Genomic DNA, 22,021 nt, shown 5'->3' with positions numbered 1-22,021 from the left:
GGGAGCGACAGAGATCGAATGAGTGTAAAGGCAAGTGGTGGAAGCTCAGTTGCGCGTCCGCAACTCTATCAAACCGTACCCGTTGCAACCATTTCCCAAGCGGAGCAACAAGATCGCTTTTTGGGTAAAAGCGAATTAAGTGAACTGGCAACCTATTTCAGTTCTGGCGCAAAGCGTTTAGAAATTGCTCAAATTCTGACGCAAAACGCCGAATTGATTGTCTCCCGTGCCGCAAACCGGATTTTCACGGGCGGTTCACCTCTAGCATTCTTGGAGAAACCGACGGAAACTCCCACTATGGCAATGGCCACAGTTGGGGGAGGTGAAGTCAACCTCACCGAAGGCATGAAACTGGGAACTATTTCCTATGTGGATAACAAAGGTGGCGGTCTGTTCGAGGGTTTAAGATCAATTTTTGTGGATGCGGGAGCAGGGCCAGCCGTATTTTTACCCCCTGGGTTCCGGCCAATTAACGTTTCTCGTTATGGCCCTGGGAACATGACCAAATCCCTGCGGGATTTAAGCTGGTTCTTGCGTTATACAACCTACGCAATTGTTGCCGGAGATCCGAATCTGATCGCCGTTAACGTGCGGGGACTGCGGGAAATTATTGAAAATGCCTGTTCTAGTGCGGCGACTTTAGTAGCCCTCCAAGAAATGCGTCGGGCAGCGTTAGGCTATTTGAAAGGCGATAAAGATACTCAAGAAATCGCCCTGCAATACTTCAATGTGTTAATCACAGAATTTGAAGCGTCAGCCCCTGCTAACAAAGTCCGGCAACGTCCTAGCAGTGACCACCAAGGGTTAGCGCTGCCTCAAATTTACTTCAACGCCGCCGAGCGACGTCAGAAGTTTGTGATGAAACCCGGACTGTCTTCGACGGAAAAACAAGATGTGGTGAAAGCCGCCTATCGCCAAGTGTTTGAACGGGATATTACCCGCGCCTACAGTTTGGGGATTTCCGACTTAGAATCCAAAGTGAAAAACAGCGAAATCTCGACTAAAGAGTTTATCCGCCGTTTAGGTAAATCTCCGTTATACCGGAAACAGTTCTATCAACCCTTTGTCAATAGTCGGGTGGTGGAACTGGCAGCCCGTCACTTCCTGGGTCGGGGTTTAAGTTCTCCTGAAGAATTTAGCAAATATTTCTCGATTGTGTCCAAAGGTGGCTTAGGCCCCTTAGTGGATGCAATGGTGGATTCTCAAGAATATTCGGATTATTTCGGGGAAGAAACCGTTCCCTATTTGCGGGGTTTGGGTCAAGAAGCCCAAGAATGTCGCAACTGGGGGCCGCAAATTGACCTGTTTAACTACAGTGCACCCTTCCGCAAAGTGCCCCAGTTTGTCACACTGTTCGCAGACTACAAACAACCTCTGCGGGATCAACACGTTTACGGAACTGGGAATGATCCTCTGGAAATCCAGTTCGGTGCTATTTTCCCGAAAGAAACCCGAAATCCCAGCAATCGTCCAGCACCCTTTGGCAAAGATACCCGTCGGATTCTGATTCGTAATGGGGCAGGTATTGATAACCAGTTAAGCAACCCCGCCGCACGGGGCAACAATCCCGGTTCTTTAGGGCCCAAAGTGTTCAAACTGGATCAACTGCCTGGGGGTTATATTAGCAGTCGGTTCAAGCGCAGTGGTAGCAGCAAAGGAACCAGTGTTAATTATTCCGAAACCTCTACCCAAGCGTTAATTCAGGCAGCCTATCGCCAGGTGTTTGGTCGGGAACTGTATGCGGGTCAACGCCAAACCGTTGCTGAAATTAAACTCGAAAACGGCGATATTACCGTTCGGGAGTTTATTCGCATCCTGGCTAAGTCTGATGTCTTCCGCAAGATGTATTGGACGTCGCTCTATGTCTGTAAAGCGATTGAATACATCCATCGTCGTCTGTTAGGTCGTCCCACCTACGGTCGTCAGGAAATGAATGCCTATTTCGATCTTTGCTCCAAAAAAGGCTTCTATGCTTTGGTGGATGCAATTCTCGATAGTCAGGAATACAACGAAGCCTTTGGGGAAGATACGGTTCCTTATGAACGGTATTTGACTCCGGGTGGTGTGTCCTTGCGGACAGGTCGTGTTGCGGCATTTGCTGAGAAAAAACCGGTGGGGACAGAAGTTATTACGCCTCGGTTTATCGAACTAGGTACTCCTGAAATTAAGGGTGAGATTGAATTAGACAATCGCATCGCTCAAGGCGTCAGCAAGCGTCGTCAACAAAGCAAAGTGTTCAAGCTGACGACAACGACGGATAAAGTGGCTCTGAAGACTTTAATTCAAGCGGTTTATCGTCAAATCTTTGAACGCAATATTGATCCCTATGTGACCAAAAATGAGTTTACTGCTCTGGAAAGTAAACTGGGGAACAATGAAATTAACCTCAAAGAGTTCGTTGAGGCGTTGGGAAGCACTTCTCTGTATATCAAAGAGTTCTATACCCCCTACCCCAATACGAAGGTGATTGAGTTGGGAACCAAGCACTTCTTAGGTCGTGCACCGCTTAACCAAGCAGAAATCCGGGTGTATAACCAAATCCTGGCTGCTAACGGGTTGAAAGGATTTATTAACGCCATGGTGAACAGTGTGGAATATGCTCAACTGTTCGGGGAAGATACTGTTCCCTATCGTCGTTATCCCACCTTACCTGCGGCTAACTTCCCGAATACCGAACGCTTGTATAACCAATTAACCAAGCAAAACGATGAGTTAGTGGTTCCTAGTTTTGAACCTGTGGCGGCCGCTGACCGCAGCTAACGAAAACGAGTTTTCAGGCTATTCGTGAAAATTTGATCAATTTGATCCCTCTGTATTATTACGGAGGGATTTTTATTGCTGGAAACAGCTTGTTTACCCGTTTTGGCAATACAATCCTATCAATAAAAATATTTACCCTTGATACAAGGATACAAATTATGGCTTTAACAGAACTGCAAAAGCGTAAGTTTAAAGCGGCTTTTGACTCTCAGGATGTTGATGGCAGTGGAGTATTAACGGATAGAGACTTTGATGGTTTTCTCGCCCAGATCCAACGAGGTATTCCTGTAAGTGGCCGACTAATATCAAGCTTACACTCACAGTGGTACGAAATACAGTCCAAAGCAGATCTTAATGGAGACGGGGAAGTAACCCTCGAAGAATGGTATCAATATCTTGACGATGTGATCCATGACGAGGATCGGTTTAACCGACAGATCGTGAAAACAATACAAACACTTTTGAACTCCCTAGATGCTGATGGAGACGGGGAGATCACTAACGATGAGTATCTAATCTTTTCGAGGTCTGTAGGTGTAGGAAGAGGTGATGCACTCACTGCATTTGAAAAGCTTGATAGTAATGGTAAGCTGTTGTGTATTTAAACTGTGATTATAGCATTACCTTTGTTTTTAAGTTTACGTCCCCATTTAATAGATAACTGTCCTTCATTTAAAAGCTGATGTAATAAACACTCTAGCTCATCAACTGATTTAAAGAGTCGATGAGCTATATATTCTTTAGCTGAATGCCAGACTAATTCAATTAAATTATAATCTGGACTATATGCTGGAAGAAATTCTAAATAGACATTCGGCATTTCTGCTTTAATTTTTTCTAGGTACTCTTCTTTTTTGTGAAAACTTGCATTGTCAAGAATAATCAGGATCTTAGCTCCTTTTTCTACAAATTCTTCTGCTTGATTTCCCGCTAATACCCATTCATAAATTAGCTCTTGATAAAAACTTTTTAACACTTGATAAAAATTATCTGCATTTCCTTTATCCAGAAATTCTACAAATCTTTTTTTATCCGAGTACCTCAATCCTCCCATCACATTAACTCTTCCTTTCCTCCTGTCTCCTCTAATCTGTTTCCTCTTCCCTTTTTTACACCAATTCTTTCTTTTTATCACTCTTAAATTAAATCCACTTTCATCCCAAAACCATACCTGTAATTGTTCTGGACTTTCTTTTGCTATTTTCAAATATTCTTCTATTTTATCTTTAAATAATTTTCTTTTTTCTGGATCTCTTTTCTCTTCTAAGCTATACTTTGCCCACAAATAAACATACTTTTTTTCCTTTAATATCTTTCTCACTTGTGAACTACTTAATTTGATTCCTGTGATTTGTTCTAAATAAGTTGCCAATCTTTCTCCTGTCCATCTCCCAAATTCATATCCTAATTCTTCCGGTTCTTTTTCTACTGTTTCTAATAATATCTCTATATATTTGTCTGTGGCTTTTCTATAATTTCCTTTCATTCTTTCATCTTTTAGGCTTTCTAATTTGTCAGGGTCTCCATGTACACACCAATAACATACTTTGTTTAATGAGCAGCCCAAAAACTTGGCAATTTCACTTTGCTTTTTACCATCATTTAGCAATAATAAAATCAAGATTCTTTCTCGGATTTGTCCATTTTCTTCCTCTTTCAATCTTTTCTGTAGTTTCTCTACTTGCTTTTCATTTAAATGATTTTTAGCAGGCATCTTTTGATTGATTTTTCTAAACTTGGTTTTTCATTATACCCTATTTAGATGCTTAACAGCTTAATGGTAGTATCTCCATCGATGAACTGATAGGACATATCGAACAGTTCTATTTGAACGAAGACGACGAAGATGCTCCGAGTAATTGGCTATTTGGCAACTTCTAAGCGGTGACTCAGCTACTGCAAGAAAGGCAAAAATTGATCTCCGTTTGAGCTTGTTACCTGAAAAAAAGGGTGAAAGTTGAAAGTAGAGAGCCTCTTAAACTTTACCCTTTTTTCTGCTTTCCGTTCACATTTTTTGGTAATATAACGCTATGGAATTATTAATTAATGACCAAGAGCGAAAAAATTGCAGATAAAAGATTATTGTGGGAAATTCCAGCAGCTTTTTTATCTTTTATATTTTTCAAAACAGTTAGGTTATTGCTACGGACTCTAGCTAATATCAATGCAAGTCTTAACAAAAAAACAGTCTTTAGATGGCTAGTGTACTCTGATGAACTTCTCAAAAAACCTTTAATATTACCCTCGATTTTAGTGACTGGGCCCCGGTGGAACCCTCATGCGATTGCTGCTGGTCTTGGCCCTTTTGAGGTGAAAGAATCCTTAGCTGTAGAGGTCAAATCCTGTATCACTTCAGCCAAATCATGGAGTATAGGAATCTATACATTTCCTCAAGCCGCATCGATTCAACATATACCCTCTCATGATTTAAACCTTAAGGAAGAATGGACTCAATTAAAACTGAACCCCGGCAAATATACTTTAGGTTTAAGATACTATCATTGGTCAGAGTCTATTAATTTACCAGCTATCAAAATAGATGAAAATAAAGTAACTGAGACTCAATCCATTCCTATTAATGATGTTAATAATTACCTGGAAAATTTAACCAAACGCGATCATATTTTTTATCGATGTCTAAATTATTATATATTCACTCTACTGATTTGCCAAAAATGGTTATCCAAAGAATGGGTTAGGAAAGAATATTTACCAGTGGGCGACACAAATAACGAGTTTTTCTATGGAGTTGTTTATAAAAATTATTCTTTTTGTGTGGAAATTAAGATAATATTACTTGATAACTATGATATAGCAATCCTAAATAGGTTGTGGCAAAATCCCATACATAAAAATTTTGGGGAAATCAAAAATTTGACCCTGAGCGAAAAACTCGAATAGCCACTTAATTACTTTAAAAGATGGGCATAAATGATAAAATTTTCTCACGAAATTTTTGGTTTGTAACCAAATATCTTCTACAGGATTTTGTTCAGGTGCATTGGGGGCAAAATTTAGACAAGTAATCCGCCATTCTTCTTCCGATAAATTTTGATTAACTTCAGTTAAATAATCTCTAAACTTTTGAGAACAATGATAAGTGGCATTATCCCAGACTATAGCTAACCTTTTCCCCGGATTTTGCTGCTGTAAATACTGGATAAAGTCTACGGTATTTTCTGTATTTCCCGCCGCATAACCTTTGATAATAAATTCTTTCGTTTGGTAATCTAAAGCTCCATAATAAGTTTGCCTTTCTTTTTGATTTTTGATCGGAATTTCTATTCTTCTATCTGTTCTTCCCCACACATACCCTAAAATATCTCCCCAGAGAAGATGACATTCATCAATCATAAACACCGTCAGCTTTCCCGCCTCTATTTCTTCTTTCCAACTCGCTAACTTTTTTTCAATTTCTTCCTTTTTCTCTTGGACTAACTGCTCATTCTTAGCCGGATTCTTCTTTTGGCTTTTTTTCCAACTGATGCCAGCCTCTTCCAGCAAGCTATAATAACTTTGATGGGATTGAAACACGACTCCATACTCCCTTTCTAACAAAACTTGTAAATCAGACAATCTTAACCAATCTCTTTCCCTTAATTCTTCAATAACTTTCTGTTTATCTTCGGGACTTAGATAGCCTTTTCTTCCTTTATATTGGAGTTTTAAACTCTCTACTCCTTCCACAAGAACCCGATTTTTCCACTGGCTAATAAATCCTTTATAACTTGTAATAAGTCTTGAATTTCCCGGTAGGCTTTCCCTTGTAATTTGAGTTTGACAGCGATCGCTCTTTTAATTTCTCTAGGATCTTTTGTCTGATTGATAAAATTGTCTATTTCGTTGATTAGATTCATTTTCCGTTGCCAGCTTTGGAGGATTATTGCTAACCTTACATTTATTATAACTCATTTGGAAGTGCTATAACCGCATTTCCTACTTCCTGAATTTTCGCGGTTTAAGTGTTCCTGTAGACACCGCCTGTTCCAGTTCCCTCGTTGCCCTTCATCTAGGTGTTAATGCGCTCAAAGACAGCGAATGTGACATGGTAATGGTGGGAGGAATTAGCGTTTTAAATACACCGACAGTCTTCATCCAAATGAGTCAATTAGGGATGTTGTCTCCTACAGGACAGTGCCAAACTTTTGACCAGGATGCTGATGGTTATGTTCGAGGAGAAGGGGCAGGAATCATATTATTAAAACCTCTGACAAAAGCGATTGAGGATCGAGATCATATTTATGCTGTGATTAAAGGCAGTGCCGTTAATCATGGAGGAAAATCACGGACTCTGAGTTCTCCCAATATTTATGCTCAAGCCCAAGTGATTCGGGCTGCTTATACTAATGCTAATGTCCCCCCTAATACAGTTTCTTATATTGAAGTTCATGGTACTGGGACACCTTTGGGAGATCCGATTGAAGTTAACGCGCTTAAACGAGGATTTAGACAACTCTATGAACAATATAAATTTCCAGAATCGCCAAAACATTATTGTGGTTTAGGGACAGTTAAAACTAATATTGGACATTTGGAAGGGGCGGCGGGAATTGCTGGACTGATTAAAGTTCTTTTAGCAATGAAGCATAAAAAATTGCCTAAGATTCTCAATTTTAAGCGATTAAATCCCCGCATTGAGTTAGAAAATAGCCCTTTTTATATCGTTGATGAAAACCAAGAATGGCAGCCCTTAAAAACCGAATCAGAGGAAATAATTCCCCGACGGGCAGGTGTTAGTTCCTTTGGGGTTGGAGGTGTGAATGCTCATGTTGTTCTGGAAGAAGCACCACAGCCAGAAATTCAAAAGGCAGAAATTGAAGAGCGTCATGAGCACATTTTAACTCTTTCTGCCAAGAATGAGAAAGCATTGGAAGAATTGGTCAAAAAATATCAAGTTTATTTGCAGTCAAATCAAGAAGTATCCATCGCCGATATTTGTTTTACCGCAAATACAGGACGCACCCCTTTTGAAAAAAGATGCTTCTTTGTCGCTGAATCTAATGTTGAATTACAGAAACAACTGCAAACTTTCGTCAAGATTAATCAGAGAAACGGACAGAAAACAGGAAAAGGAGAAAAACCTAAAATAGCGTTTTTGTTCACTGGCGAAACTTCTGATTTTGTGAACATAGGATGGCAGTTGTACCAAACTCAACCTACTTTTAGAAAAACCCTAGAACAATGTGACAAAATTCTGCAACCCTACCTAGAAATCCCCTTGTTGCAATTCCTTTATCCCACTGTAGAGACGCGCCATGCAACGTCTCCAGTTGCCGTATTTGCCATCGAGTATGCTTTAGCTCAATTGTGGCAATCTTGGGGCGTTAAACCCGATGTGGTTATAGGTTATGGTGTAGGGGAATATGTGGCTGCAACTGTCGCCGGAGTATTCAGTTTAGAAGCAGGTTTGAAACTAATAGCAACAAGATCAAGGTTAAGGCAGCAGTTCCCTCGGAGTGGAGAAATATCCCATAATTTAGATTCTCCTAATCGTAAATATCAGCTAGAGGAGTTGCAAACTGTAGCCCAAGAAATCACCTACAGTCAACCTCAGATCCCTATAATTTCTAATATTACCGGACAACAGGAAACGGATAAAATTGCCACCCCAGAATATTGGGTAAACGACTTGTGGCAACCTGTCCGTTTCAGTGACGGGATAAAAACTTTGCATCGGGCTGGATATCAACTCTTCTTAGAAATTGGAGTGCAGCCAATACAGCCTGAAAATGTGGGGGTGTGGTTGCCAACCTTATCTGCTTTTAAAGACAATTGGCGACAGATGCTTTTGAATTTAGGACAATTTTATATCAAAGGAATAAATGTCGATTGGTCGGGGTTTTACCGCGATTATCCCCGTCACAAAGTTGCGTTGCCAACCTATCCGTTTCAAAGACAACGTTATTCGCTGAAAACTTCGGAAAATGAACAGGGAAAAGACGTTGAAAATAACACCAGTCAACTTGTCAATTTATTCAATCAAATTGATATCAATTTATTAGCTGAGGATTTGAAGGACAATGAACACTTGACCGAACAAGAGAAAAAACTGCTCCCTAAACTGCTAAAAATTTTAAGCAATCGGTATAAACAAGATAGTAAATGTTCCGAACAAGAAACGGGGATTTTGCAACAACTGGAAAAAACTCCAGAAAGAGAACGCCTCCAGCTAACGATAAATTATCTGCAAGGTGTGGTTGCTCAATTATTAAGATTGAATGACTCGCAAATTCCCGATTCACAGTTAGGATTTTTTGATTTAGGCTTAGACTATTCGATGATACTGGAACTCGGAGATTTGTTACAGAAAAGTTTTGGTTGTTCTGTAACAGTCACCACCTTGTCAGAACATTTTAATATCCAAAAACTGGCTAATTATTTAATTCAAAGTGTTTTTAGAGGAGAAATAGAGCAAAAATTTTTAAACATTAACCCAAATTATCAAACTGAAACTAAAAATTCAACAGGGGTTAAGGATGAAATAGAATTTCTCACTGAAGAAGCTATCGCTAATGCTATACAAGAAGAAGCGATCGCACATCAAATTCAAAATGAACTCCAAGACATCCAACTTTTACTAGAGGGAATATAAAATGGCTAAGATTACCCAACAGACAGAACAACAAATGATTTCTTCCGAGCAAGTGCTTCAAACGATCAAAGAAATGCGAAATAGACTCGAAGCACTCAATAGAGAAAAAACAGAACCGATTGCAATTATTGGTCTGGGTTGTCGATTTCCAGGTAATGCCAATAACCCGGAAGCATTCTGGAGTTTACTGCAACAAGGAATTGATGTTGTTGGGGAAGTACCACCGGGCAGATGGAACGTTGATGATTATTACGATCCCAACCCGGAAACACCAGGGAAAACCTACACCAAACAAGGAGGTTTCCTTCAGCAAGTTGACCAATTTGATCCTTTATTTTTTGGGATTTCTCCGAGAGAGGCAGCGAGTTTAGACCCACAACAAAGACTACTTTTAGAAGTGACTTGGGAAGCTTTGGAAAACGCAGGACAAACACCAACAAAACTGAGGCATAGCCAAACGGGTATCTATGTAGGAATTTGCACAGATGACTATAGGGAACGATTTACTAATCTAGACAACCTATCCTCAGTTGATGCTCACTCTGGCACAGGTAATGCTCGCAGTATGGCCGTCGGTCGCATTTCCCATTTCCTGGGTTTACAAGGGCCGAATATTCAGTTAGATACGGCTTGTTCTTCTTCTTTAGTAACAGTACATTTAGCTTGCCAAAGTTTGCGTTTAAAAGAATGTAATCTCGCCCTTGCTGGGGGAGTGAATCTAATTTTATCGCCTGTAAGCACCATTGGTCGTTGCCAATTAAAAGCATTAGCCCCCGATGGACGCTGCAAAACCTTTGATGCTTCGGCAGACGGTTATGGTCAGGGAGAAGGATGTGGAATGGTAGTCCTGAAACGTCTTTCCGATGCTATCGCTGATGGCGACACAATTTTAGCAGTAATTAGAGGTTCTGCTATTAACCATGATGGCCCTAGTAGCGGTCTTACAGTCCCGAACAAAATGGCTCAGAAAGATGTAATTCAGCAAGCTTTAAAAAATGCTAAAGTTGAACCTCATCAAGTTAATTATGTGGAAGCTCACGGCACAGGAACATCCTTGGGAGACCCAATAGAACTTGAATCTTTAGCCACAGTTTATGGGCAAAACCGACCGATTAATCAGCCCTTGGTTGTCGGTTCCGTGAAAACCAATTTTGGGCATTTAGAAGCCGCCGCCGGAATTTCTGGTTTAATTAAAATAGTTTTATCGCTTCAGAATCAAGAAATACCGCCCCATTTGCATCTAAAAACACCCAATCCCCATATTCCTTGGCATCAACTTCCTTTGGTAATTCCAACTTCATGTATTCCCTGGAATCGAGGAAATCAGCCTAGAATTGCCGGGATTAGTGCTTTTGGAATTAGTGGGACAAATGTGCATCTAATTCTTGAAGAGGCACCAGAACCCGTCAAAACTGAAAAGTCTTTAGAGCCTAAATTCAACCTCTTAACTTTTTCAGCAAAAACTCAGAAAGCCCTTGAAGAATTAAGGATTGATTATGTTAATTATCTGCAAAACCATCCAGAATTAGAGTTAGGAGATATTTGTTATACAGTAAATGCGGGACGTTCTCATTTTAATCATCGATTAGCTGTGATTGCGTCTAATAAAATTGAACTGACTACTAAACTGAAAAACTTAGCCACAAATCAAGAAATTTCTGGAGTATTTTCGGGTCAAATCTCTAGTCACGCAGGTTCACCCAAAATAGCCTTTCTGTTTACGGGTCAGGGTTCCCAATTTGTCAATATGGGTTTACAGTTGTACCAAACTCAACCTACTTTTAGAAAAGCTCTAGATCAATGTGACGAAATTCTGCGCCCTTATTTAGAAATCCCTTTATTGCAAGTTCTCTATCCCACTGTAGAGACGCGCAATGGCGAGTCTCTACTTGATCAAACTATCTACACCCAACCCGCTTTATTTGCGATTGAGTATGCTTTAGCTCAGTTGTGGCAATCTTGGGGGATTAAACCTGATGCAGTTATGGGTCATAGTGTAGGGGAATATGTGGCTGCAACCGTCGCTGGAGTATTCAGTTTAGAAGCAGGTTTAAAACTGGTAGCAACCAGGGGAAAATTAATGCAGCAGTTGCCAACTGGTAGCGAAATGGTGTCAGTTTTGGCAACAGAATCTCAAATCAAAGAATTAATAACTCCCTACAATTCACAAGTTAATATTGCTGCGATTAATGGCCCGGAAAGTGTTGTCATTTCTGGTCTTAGTGAAGCCATCCAAGAAATTTGTAGCCGATTAACTGAGATGGGAATTAAAACCAAACCTCTGCAAGTTTCCCATGCTTTCCACTCGCCTTTGATGGAACCGATGTTAGCAGAGTTTGAACTGGCAGCTAAAGAGGTTACTTACAATCAGCCGGGGATACCGCTAATTTCTAATGTTACAGGACAGTTAGCAACACAAGAAATAGCAACTCCTGAATATTGGGTGAACCATATCCGACAACCTGTCCGTTTCAGTGATGGGATGCAAACTCTTGATCAGCAAGGATATAAACTATTTTTAGAAATTGGAGCCAAGCCAATTTTGTTAGGAATGGGTCGGCAATGTTTGCCAGAAAAGCAGGGAATTTGGTTGCCAAGTTTACGTCCGCCTCAAGAAGATTGGCAACAAATTATCTCTAGTTTAGGACAACTTTATATCCAGGGCGTGGCAATAGATTGGTCAGGCTTTAACCGGGATTATTCCTGTCATAAAGTAGCATTGCCAACTTATCCCTTTCAACGACAACGGTATTGGTGGGAAATCGAGAAAAACCAACAGCAACCCCAGGATGAAACAGTCTCTACACCGATTATTAATTTGCTGAATCAAGGTGCAACACAACAGTTAGTTCAGGAGGTAGAACTGGCGGGGGAATTAACAGAACAAGAGCGACAATTGTTACCAAAATTATTGGAACTTCTGGTTAAACGACAGCAGAATTATTTAGAGTTCAAAGGGGGAACTGTTCACGAATATTACAATGCGGTTGCCACTTTGGGCCAAGAACAAGTTGGAAGTCAAACCGATGGATTAGCAGAATCCCCTTATTTAACTTTTGGTTTGTTTCCCGAAAAAGTCCCTGGTTTTTCTTGGATTAAATGTCTCACCGAAGCCAATCAAGAACAATCTCGTGAGATGATTGTTGAGTCTCAAAAAGAGTTGAGAAAGCTCCTATTTGCTTTAGTTGATTTTTCCAAATGTCAAAAGGTTTTAGACTTTGGTTGTGGCTATGGTTCCGATTTGATTCAATTGGCAGAAAGATATGAACATTTGCAGCTAACTGGATATACAATTTCTAGCGAACAGGCTAAGTTTGCTCTGCAAAGAGTTACTAAAAGTCAACTTCAAGAACGGGTAAAAATCTTTAATCGAGATAGTGCTAAAGATAACTTTACCGACCTATATGATTTGGTATTTGGGTTTGAGGTTTCCCACCATATTCTCGATAAAAAGTCGTTATTTGCTAATATCGGCAATCATTTGAACGACCAGGGATATTTAGTGTTAGCTGATTTTATCTCTAATAGCGATTTTGCCATCGATCATCAGGAAACTTCTTCTTACTTTATTACTAAATCCGAGTGGGTAGAACTTTTGTCTGAACATCAACTTCAGTTAGTGGGTGCGATCGATGTTAGCCCAGAAATTTCTAACTTTTTGTATGACCCAGACTTTGAGCAACATTTAGAACAGTTGTATCAAAAAAATAGAGATGAAAATGTAAAATCTGGGTTTAAGTCTTACTATCAGTTAGGTAAAGTTTTGAGTAAGGAATTGGCGAGCTATGTGTTGCTGACGGCTCAAAAACAACAGCATTTATCAAAACAGGAAATAGCCGAATGGAATCAACAAATGCTGGCGCAATTGTCATCTTACTCCGAGGTGACACCCCAACGCTGGCTTTATGAATTGAAATGGCAACCTCAGAAACACTCAACTCCCCCAGAACAAACGCCAGCACGGATAACCGGAAATTGGTTACTGTTCATAGAAGCGGGTGCTGTAGCAACAGAATTAAAGCAAAAATTAGCAGAAAAATCTGTGATAGTTTCTCCGGGTTTGAGCTATAAAAAAATCAGCGCTAAACATTACCAAATAAACCCCACGATACCAGAAGATTTTAAACAACTGTTGCAGGATATTCTTGCTCAAGATTTACCACTTCAGGGGATTGTTCATCTGTGGAGTTTGTCAACAAGTGCCGGTGAATTAGAAACGGCTTTAGAATATAGTTGCGGTAGTTTGCTACACTTAGTACAAGCTTTGATACAGATAAAAGAACCACAAATACCGCCTCTGTGGGTAGTTACCCAAAGTGCAGGAAATGTTCAACAAACACCCGTCTGGGGATTAGGTCGAGTAGTCACTTTGGAACATCCAGAATTGCAATGTCGGTTACTCGATTTACCAGCAGATATCGAAGCTGAAGAAGTGGCGAAGGTGCTATATCAAGAATTAACATTAACTACAACAGAAACCCAAATTTCCTACACACAAGACTCGCGGCAGGTAGCACGATTGGTACGCCGAGAACCGCAAGCAGCGGCAGAGAAACGAGACATTAATATCGTCCCTGAAGCCAGTTATTTAATTACAGGTGGATTAGGAGCTTTGGGATTACAAACCGCTAAGTGGTTGGTGGATAAAGGCGCTAAATATTTGGTACTGGTTGGGCGCAAAGAACCTTCAGAAAAAGCACGACAAACGATCGCTCAATTAGAGCAGTTGGGAGTACAAGTCTCGGTGTTATTGGCAGATATTTCTGTGGCAGAAGATGTGGCTAATCTTTTCAAACAAATTCAAGTATCTTTGCCACCTTTGCGGGGTGTAATTCATGCTGCTGGAGTTTTAGATGATGGGGTTTTACAACAGATGAATTGGCAACGTTTTGTTAAAGTAATGGCTCCAAAAGTTCAAGGTGCATGGCATCTACATCAGTTAACTCAGGAATTACCCTTAGATTTCTTTGTTTGTTTTTCTTCAGCAGCGTCGGTTTTAGGTTCAACAGGGCAAGGAAATTATGCGGCAGCAAATGCGTTTTTGGATGGTTTGGTTCACTATCGGCGCAGTTTGGGTTTACCCGGTTTAAGTATTAATTGGGGTGCTTGGGCAGAAACGGGCATGGCATCTCGTTTGGCAAGTCAGTTCCAAAGTCGGATTCGTTCTTTGGGGATGGGTAGTATTCTACCGGAACAGGGATTACAAATTTTGACACAATTATTAGAAGAAGCGGCGACGCAAGTAACGGTGGTGCCGATTGATTGGGATCGATTTACAGCTACGTTACCTTCTGGAATGAAACTGCCGATTTTGGAGGAAATGGAATGTTATTACAGGCAGGATTACAGGCAAGATGCCTGTTCCACAGAACAAACTGAACATAACCCATTTTTGTTAGAATTGAAGACTGCAAAACAAGGCGATCGCACTCAATTAATGACAAATTATTTGCAGAGTTTGGTAGCTAAATTACTAGGATATCCTGACCCAGAAATGTTAGATTCACAGTTAGGATTTTTTGATATGGGAATGGATTCTTTGCTGTCTTTAGAACTCAGGAATCTGTTGCAAACCCGTTTAGGTTGTGCGGTGTCGGCTACGGTTTTATTTGAATACACAAATATTGAGGCTCTCGCTGAATATTTAACAACAGAGGTTTTGGCAGAAAAGTTAGAAGCGACGATTCAGAATACCGATTCCCAGCAGATAGAACAGCCTTCTGTTTCCGGTGAGGAAGTAACTGATGCGATCGCCCAAAAATTCCAACAAATCCAAAACCTACTTAATCAGGGGTTATGATATGAATCAACCGCTTTCATCTCAACAGTTACTTGAACTTTTAGAGCAAGTTCACAATAAATTGGAGGCAGTTGAACGGGAAAAAACCGAACCCATTGCAATTATTGGTGTAGGTTGTCGATTTCCCGGTAACGTCAACGATCCGGCTTCATTTTGGCAGTTATTACGCAAAGGTGTAGATGCGGTCACAGAAATCCCATCAGACCGATGGGATATTGAAGCTTTCTATGATCCCGATCCCAAAACACCTTTGAAAGCTTATACAAAACAAGGTAGTTTCCTTCAGCAAATAGACCAGTTTGATCCTTTATTTTTTGGGATTTCTCCGAGAGAAGCAGCGAGTTTAGACCCACAACAAAGACTGCTTTTAGAGGTGACTTGGGAAGCTTTGGAAAATGCAGCAATAGCACCCCATCAACTCAAAAATAGTCGCACGAGTGTTTATGTTGGCATTTGCACAGACGATTATGTATCTAACCAAATCATCAACGCAACAACTCGATTAGTCACCCAAGCACTTACAAATCAAGAAGTTTCTACCTCTGTTGATGCCTACACTGGTATCGGTGGTGCTCGTAGTATTGCAGTGGGTCGAATTTCCCATTTTCTCGGATTACAAGGGCCGAATATTCAGTTAGATACCGCCTGTTCTTCTTCTTTAATTGCTGTACATTTGGCGTGTTGTGGTTTGCGTTTAAAAGAATGCAATCTCGCTCTTGTGGGTGGAGTTAACTTGATTTTGTCCCCAGGAAATACAATTGCTCGCTGCCAAATGAAAGCTCTAGCGCCTGACGGTCGTTGCAAGACGTTTGATGCCACCGCAGATGGTTATGGTCAGGGAGAAGGATGTGGGATGGTCGTCCTCAAACGTCTCTCGGATGCTATCAGCGATGGGGATAGAATTTTAGCAGTGATTCGCGGTTCGGCAACCAACCATGATGGGCCGAGTGGTGGTTTGACAGTTCCTAATAAAAAGGCTCAAAAAGATGTGATTGAGCAAGCTTTGAAAAATGCTAGAATTGAACCCCATCAAGTTAGTTATGTAGAAGCTCACGGTACAGGCACAACTTTGGGTGATCCGATTGAATTAGAGGCTTTAGCAGCAGTTTATGGGAAAAACAGGCCTATCAATCAACCTCTAATTGTAGGTTCGGTGAAAACCAATTTTGGACATTTAGAAGCCGCTGCTGGAATTTCTAGTTTAATTAAAGTCGCTTTAGCAATTAAAAATCAGGAAATTCCCCCTCATTTACATTTTAATCAACCCAATCCTTATATCCCTTGGAATCAGATTCCTGTGGTGATTTCAACGAAAGTTATGCCTTGGGAAAAAGCGCCGCGTTTGGCGGGGGTGAGTTCCTTCGGCATGAGTGGCAGCAATGTTCATGTGATTTTGTCAGAAGCTCCAGAAACGGTTAAATCTGAAGAGGGTTTAAAGCGTCCTGTAAATCTGTTAATGCTGTCAGCGAAAACTGAAAATGCTCTCAAAGATTTAGTCTATCGATATCAAAATCATCTACAACTGTATCCCGAACAAAAATTACAAGATGTTTGTTTTACCGCTAATATGGGACGATCTCATTTTCAATATCGTTTAGCTTTATTAGCAACAACCTCTGCCGAACTTGGGGAAAAATTGGCAAATTTCCAGAGGGAAAATCAAGCATCGGGAGCATTTTATGGTCAAGTTCTGAATACGAGCAGACAACCTAAGATTGCTTTTCTATTTACAGGTCAGGGTGCTCAATATCATAGAATGGGATGGGATTTATATCAAACTCAACCTCGCTTTCGTGAAGTTTTGCAGGAATGCAATCGCATTCTACAACCTTATTTAGAAATTCCTCTCCTAGAAGCACTTTATTCTAATTTAGAAAATCCCGATCTTATTAACCAAACTGTTTATACTCAACCCGCCTTATTTGCCATTGAATATGCCTTATTCGAGTTATGGAAATCCTGGGGAATCAAACCAGATATTCTGATGGGTCATAGTGTGGGAGAATATGTTGCCGCAACTGTTGCCGGAGTTTTTAGTCTCGAAGAAGGTTTGAAATTAATTGCTGCTAGAGGAAGGTTAATGCAGTTAACCCAAGCGGGTGAAATGGTTTCAGTGTTAGCTTCAGAGTCGGTGGTTAGAAAAGCGATCACACCCTACAATTCACAAGTTTCTATTGCCGCTTTTAACGGGATTGAAAGTATCATAATTTCGGGAACCAAAGAAGCGATTAGGGCAATTTGTAGTCATTTAGAATCACAAGGAATCAAGACAAAGCAATTACAGGTATCTCATGCTTTCCATTCTCCATTAATGGAACCGATATTAACAGAATTTGCTGCGATCACTCAACAAATTACCTACAACTTGCCTCAAATTCCACTAATTTCTAATATTACAGGTCAGCAAAATGACCAAAGTATTGCCACCTCTCAATATTGGGTGCAACATCTCAGACAACCTGTAAAGTTTGCTCAGGGTATCGATACATTACATCAGCAGGGATATACAGTTTTTTTGGAAATTGGCCCTCAGCCGATTCTGTTAGGAATGGGTCGTCAATGTCTCCCTGGAAATAAAGCAATATGGTTGCCCTCTTTGCATCCACCTCAAATAGATTCCCAACAAACGTTTTCCAGTTTGGCACAGTTATATGTGCAAGGATTTAAAATAAACTATCCCTATAGAACAGACATCTTGCCTGTTAAAGTTTCCTTACCAACCTATCCCTTTCAACGGCAACGATACTGGATAGAATCGTTACAAGACACACAAAAAAAACTTACCTCCATTACCAGACAAAATAACATTTCTCCGCTTAAACAACTGAATCAAAAAGATATTGAAGAATTAGTTCAAAAGCTGGAAAAAACGGATAAATTTTCAGACAGCCAGCTAGAAATACTTGTTAATTCCTTAAATGATTTGACTAAAAAAGAGCAGAGTCAATTATCAGAACCTAATATTAAAGATTGGCTCTATAAAATTGAGTGGAAACCTTTAAATATTACTCAATCACATCATATTTTCCAACCGAGTCATTGGTTAATCTTTGCTGATTCCAAAGGATTAGGACAAGCCTTAAAGAATCAATTACAGCACCAAGGACATGAATGTAGTTTAGTTTATCGAGCCGATACCTATCAACATTCAGAGACAGGAATTTATCGACTAAATCCCGAACAGCCCCAGGAATTTGATCAACTCTATCAAGCTATTATTGAAAGCAGTACATTACCTTTACAAAAAATTATTCACTTGTGGAGTTTAGATGCTACTACCGAACAGAATTTAACCATTTCTGCCTTAGAAGAATTACAACTTTGGGGATGTGGTAGTGTAATCCACTGGTTACAAGCTGTAATCAAAAACTCCAAGACTATCTTACCGCAATTGTGGTTAATCACTAGAGGATCTCAGCCTGTATTAAACACAGAAAAAATAGCAGTTACTCAATCATCTTTATGGGGATTAGGTCGAGTAATTTCTTGGGAATATTCGCATCTTTGGGGAGGATTAATCGATTTAGATTCTCAAGGTTCACAACAGGAAATAGAAACATTATTGCAACTTGTAATAGACTCGCAAAAACAAGACCATCTCGCCCTACGCAGTGACCAATTATATAAAGCTTCTTTAGTTAAATATAACTTAAAGCCACAAAAAGTAGAAATGTCTTTCTATGAAGAAGCAACCTATCTAATTACTGGAGGATTAGGAGATTTAGGATTACATACTGCCGAGTGGATGGTGTCAAAGGGAGCCAAACATTTAGTATTAATAAGTCGTCGCCCAGCTTCTGAACAAGCACAGAAAAAAATTGAGAGATTAGAAACCGCAGGTGCTAGTATTCATATTTTTTCTAGTGATATCTCTATTGAAACCGATCTAAGCAAAATTATAGACAAAATTCAAACATCCTTACCGCCACTGCGAGGAGTAATTCATGCTGCTGGTATTTTGGATGATGGGATTTTACAAAATATGAGTTGGGAACGTTTTACTCAGGTGATAGCACCGAAAGTAAAAGGGGCTTGCCATCTACACAAACTCACGCAAAAACTATCACTAGACTTCTTTGTTTGTTTCTCTTCAATGGCTTCGTTACTCGGTTCCCCCGGTCAAGGAAACTATGCGGCAGCAAATGCGTTTATAGATGCTTTAGCTTATTATCGCCGTCAGATAGGATTACCAGGATTAACTATTAACTGGGGAGCATGGTCACAAGCTGGAATGGCGACTCGTGTAGCTAGTCAATATCAAAATCGATGGAAAACTTTTGGCATCAGTTCTATTACTCCAAAACAAGGGTTACAAATATTAGGAGAACTTTTACTCAATCAGTCTTCTCCACAGGTGGGAGTGCTAGCCGCAGATTGGTCAATTTTGACAGAACAATGGAGTTTAGGATACCCCAATTCATTACTTTCGGAACTGTTAGAACAGGAGAAATTAGAACAGAAACCAGCAATAACGCCGAAGAATAATCAAGGAATTTTAGAGAAATTAAAAGCAACGACGGAAGCAGAATATAAAGATATTTTGCAAAATTATCTCCTATCTTTAGTTGCCAAGACTCTGCAAATCAATTTATCAGAAATTCCCACCCAGAGGAATCTGATTGAACTGGGTATGGATTCTCTGATGACAATGGAGATTGTGAATCAATTAAGTCAGGATTTGAATTTTATAATTTATCCCAGAGAATTTTATGAACGACCGAGAATAGACTCTTTAACTGAGTATTTGAGTGCTGAACTTAGGAAGCAAGACACCACCTTAAGTTTCCAACAACTATCCTCTAAAACTTTAGAAATCTTAGAGACACAATCTATTGCTAATTCTCCGTTTGTAACTCCTAGTTCAGAACGTCTCCCTGGGATTATTTTTATCCTTTCTAGTCCTCGGTCTGGGTCAACGTTACTGAGGGTAATGTTAGCAGGTCATCCGGGTTTATTTTCTCCACCTGAATTGCATCTTTTACCCTTTAATACGATGAGAGAACGAGAGGAAAAACTCAAGCTTTCTCATTTGGGTGAAGGTTTACAGAAAGCTTTGATGGCAATTTACAAGTCTAGTGCAGCCGCTAGTCAAGCATTAATTCAAGATAAATGCTTGCAGAATTTTTCTATTCAGCAGATGTATCAGGAAATTCAACAAAATATAGCCCCTCGTTTGCTAGTTGATAAATCTCCATCCTACGCCATAAATCGTGCAATTTTAGAAAGAGCAGAATCTCTATTTGCTAACTCTAAATATATTCACTTAGTTCGTCATCCCTATTCAGTCATTGAATCATTCGTGCGGATGCGGATGCAAAAATTAGCAGGATTAGGAGATGGAAATCCTTACCAATTCGCAGAAGAAATATGGACTAAGAGTAATCAAAATATATTAGATTTTCTGACAAAATTAGAACCCGAACGTCACCATCAGATACGCTATGAGGAATTAGTTCAACAACCCGATAAAATATTATCACAACTCTGCGATTTTCTGAATATTAATTTTGATTCTGCACTTTTGCAACCCTATGAAGGTCATCGCATGACTGAGGGCATTTATGAAAGTTCTTTGTCAATCAGTGATCCCAACTTTCTTAAACACAGTTCTATTGATTCCAGTTTAGGAGATCAATGGAAAACGATTCAATTACCTCATGATTTAGGTAAAGAAACGCAACAGATTGCCCAACAATTCAATTATGAATTCCCTAACTCAATTGACAGGATTTCCTCTGTTAGTAAAAGGGAAGTTGCTCAAATTTTCCAGAGAAAAAATCAGCATGAGGAAAAGTTTTTAGATTTCAAAGGCAAACAGATTTGCTTGTGTAGTTGGGGTTCCCAAAATCATCCTGTCGTCCTGTGTATTCATGGAATTTTGGAACAAGGATTAGCTTGGCAAGAAGTCGCACTTCCTCTAGCAAATGCCGGTTATTGGGTAGTGGCTCCTGATTTATTGGGTCATGGACGTTCTGCTCATTTGGAAATCGCAACCTCTTACAATTCTCTGACATTTTTAGCTCAAATAGATTGGGTGATTCAGGAATTGCCTGACCAACCCTTGTTTTTAGTGGGTCATTCTATGGGGGCAATGTTAGCCGCGATGATTGCGAGTGTACGACCGAATAAAATAAAAGGATTAATGTTAGTAGAACCTCCAGTACCTGCGGCAGAAAAGAAGCAAGAACCCGTTAATCAGCTAACAACTTTTTTAGAATATTTTGCCTCTGCACCTCAACATCCAATCTTCCCAGATGTGGCAACCGCAGCAAGAAGATTGCGTCAAGTTACGCCCGCTCTGTCGGAAGAATTTTCTGATATTCTAGCTGAAAGAACAACCCAACCCTGTGAAGGGGGAGTGATGTGGAGTTGGGATGAAATTCTTCGTACCCGTTCCCCCCTAAGTTTTAGCAGTTTTAATGGAGGTCGAGAGCAATATTTAGCAATGCTTAAACAGATTAAAATTCCGACTATATTAGTCTATGGAGAACACAGTAAACTGAATCGTCCAGAAGATTTGCAACAACAACAAATTGCTATGGTTGAAGCAAAACGAGTCTTTGTTTCAGGAGGACATAATCTTCATATTGAAGCGGCTTATGCTTTGGTATCATTAATTAAGCAGGGGTTGGCTTAAGAAAGTAATCATGATTAATGAAATTGAGAAAATACTTTCTGGACTTGATAGGACACAAATCAAATAGGATTGCTATATAAGTAGGTAGGCTCTATAAAACGCCACTATGTAAACGATTGTAAACCGCTCTAACGCTCTGTAATGGTTGATCGAGGCTTCTTTACATATTGTTACATGGTATAGCTTAATCCTGCCTACCTACTTAGTGTGTCAGTACCTAGCTCCTTGGACG

8 protein-coding genes are annotated in these 22,021 nt (G+C 40.0%); 6 read left to right on the top strand and 2 right to left on the bottom strand.

Translation table 11 applies throughout. The features are described 5' to 3' along the window. Positions 1-18 precede the first annotated feature (18 nt). Together NMK36_RS18980 and NMK36_RS18975 are read left to right on the top strand one after the other, a co-directional pair. On the top strand, positions 19-2,760 hold the full coding sequence (locus tag NMK36_RS18980; protein WP_254174389.1) for a phycobilisome rod-core linker polypeptide: 2,742 nt from the start codon (positions 19-21) through the stop codon (positions 2,758-2,760). A 158-nt stretch (positions 2,761-2,918) separates the two neighbouring features. Continuing rightward, entirely contained in the window at positions 2,919-3,365 is a 447-nt protein-coding gene (locus tag NMK36_RS18975) for an EF-hand domain-containing protein (protein ID WP_254174388.1), read from the top strand. On the opposite strand, the gene NMK36_RS18970 is transcribed toward NMK36_RS18975, so the two are convergent. After that, positions 3,362-4,474: an IS630 family transposase gene (locus NMK36_RS18970; RefSeq protein ID WP_254172743.1), complete on the bottom strand. Its 1,113-nt coding sequence runs from the start codon at positions 4,472-4,474 to the stop codon at positions 3,362-3,364. The two genes, NMK36_RS18975 and NMK36_RS18970, sit on opposite strands and share 4 nt — an antisense overlap. 332 nt (positions 4,475-4,806) lie before the next feature. Between NMK36_RS18970 and NMK36_RS18965 the strand changes: the two genes are divergently transcribed. Next, positions 4,807-5,661, top strand: coding sequence for a DUF6208 family protein (locus NMK36_RS18965; protein WP_254174387.1), 855 nt, complete (start codon positions 4,807-4,809; stop codon positions 5,659-5,661). Here the strand turns inward: NMK36_RS18965 and NMK36_RS18960 are convergent. Next, positions 5,581-6,617 (bottom strand): IS630 family transposase gene (locus tag NMK36_RS18960; RefSeq protein WP_139294985.1). Its coding sequence is split into 2 segments (ribosomal slippage): positions 5,581-6,485 and positions 6,485-6,617, totalling 1,038 coding nucleotides; the frame shifts between segments, so codons are not numbered across the junction. The genes NMK36_RS18965 and NMK36_RS18960 overlap by 81 nt on opposite strands. A 53-nt stretch (positions 6,618-6,670) precedes the next feature. On the opposite strand from NMK36_RS18960, the gene NMK36_RS18955 reads away from it, so the two are divergent. Genes NMK36_RS18955 through NMK36_RS18945 form a run of 3 tightly spaced genes read left to right on the top strand, consistent with a single transcriptional unit; the run spans position 6,671 to position 21,789 of the window. Further along, positions 6,671-9,352, top strand: a complete 2,682-nt coding sequence (locus tag NMK36_RS18955) for a type I polyketide synthase (RefSeq protein ID WP_367997217.1) — start codon at positions 6,671-6,673, stop codon at positions 9,350-9,352. A 1-nt stretch (position 9,353) separates the two neighbouring features. Beyond that, positions 9,354-15,152 (top strand): type I polyketide synthase, encoded by a 5,799-nt coding sequence (locus tag NMK36_RS18950; protein WP_254174386.1) that lies wholly within the window; start codon positions 9,354-9,356, stop codon positions 15,150-15,152. Position 15,153: 1 nt separating this feature from the next. Then, on the top strand, positions 15,154-21,789 hold the full coding sequence (locus tag NMK36_RS18945) for a type I polyketide synthase (protein ID WP_254174385.1): 6,636 nt from the start codon (positions 15,154-15,156) through the stop codon (positions 21,787-21,789). The last annotated feature ends 232 nt before the right edge of the window (positions 21,790-22,021 follow it).

The sequence above is a fragment of the Planktothrix pseudagardhii genome (assembly GCF_904830925.1).
In the GTDB taxonomy this organism is placed as follows: Bacteria; Cyanobacteriota; Cyanobacteriia; order Cyanobacteriales; family Microcoleaceae; genus Planktothrix; species Planktothrix tepida.
This window is presented reverse-complemented; position numbering and strand designations above follow the sequence as displayed.

Bases quoted from the DNA above. Each gene is read 5' to 3' on its own strand.
- NMK36_RS18980 (WP_254174389.1), top strand. From the start codon at position 19: ATGAGTGTAAAGGCAAGTGGTGGAAGCTCAGTTGCGCGTCCGCAACTC.
- NMK36_RS18975 (WP_254174388.1), top strand. From the start codon at position 2,919: ATGGCTTTAACAGAACTGCAAAAGCGTAAGTTTAAAGCGGCTTTTGAC.
- NMK36_RS18970 (WP_254172743.1), bottom strand. From the start codon at position 4,474: ATGCCTGCTAAAAATCATTTAAATGAAAAGCAAGTAGAGAAACTACAG.
- NMK36_RS18965 (WP_254174387.1), top strand. From the start codon at position 4,807: ATGACCAAGAGCGAAAAAATTGCAGATAAAAGATTATTGTGGGAAATT.
- NMK36_RS18950 (WP_254174386.1), top strand. From the start codon at position 9,354: ATGGCTAAGATTACCCAACAGACAGAACAACAAATGATTTCTTCCGAG.
- NMK36_RS18945 (WP_254174385.1), top strand. From the start codon at position 15,154: ATGAATCAACCGCTTTCATCTCAACAGTTACTTGAACTTTTAGAGCAA.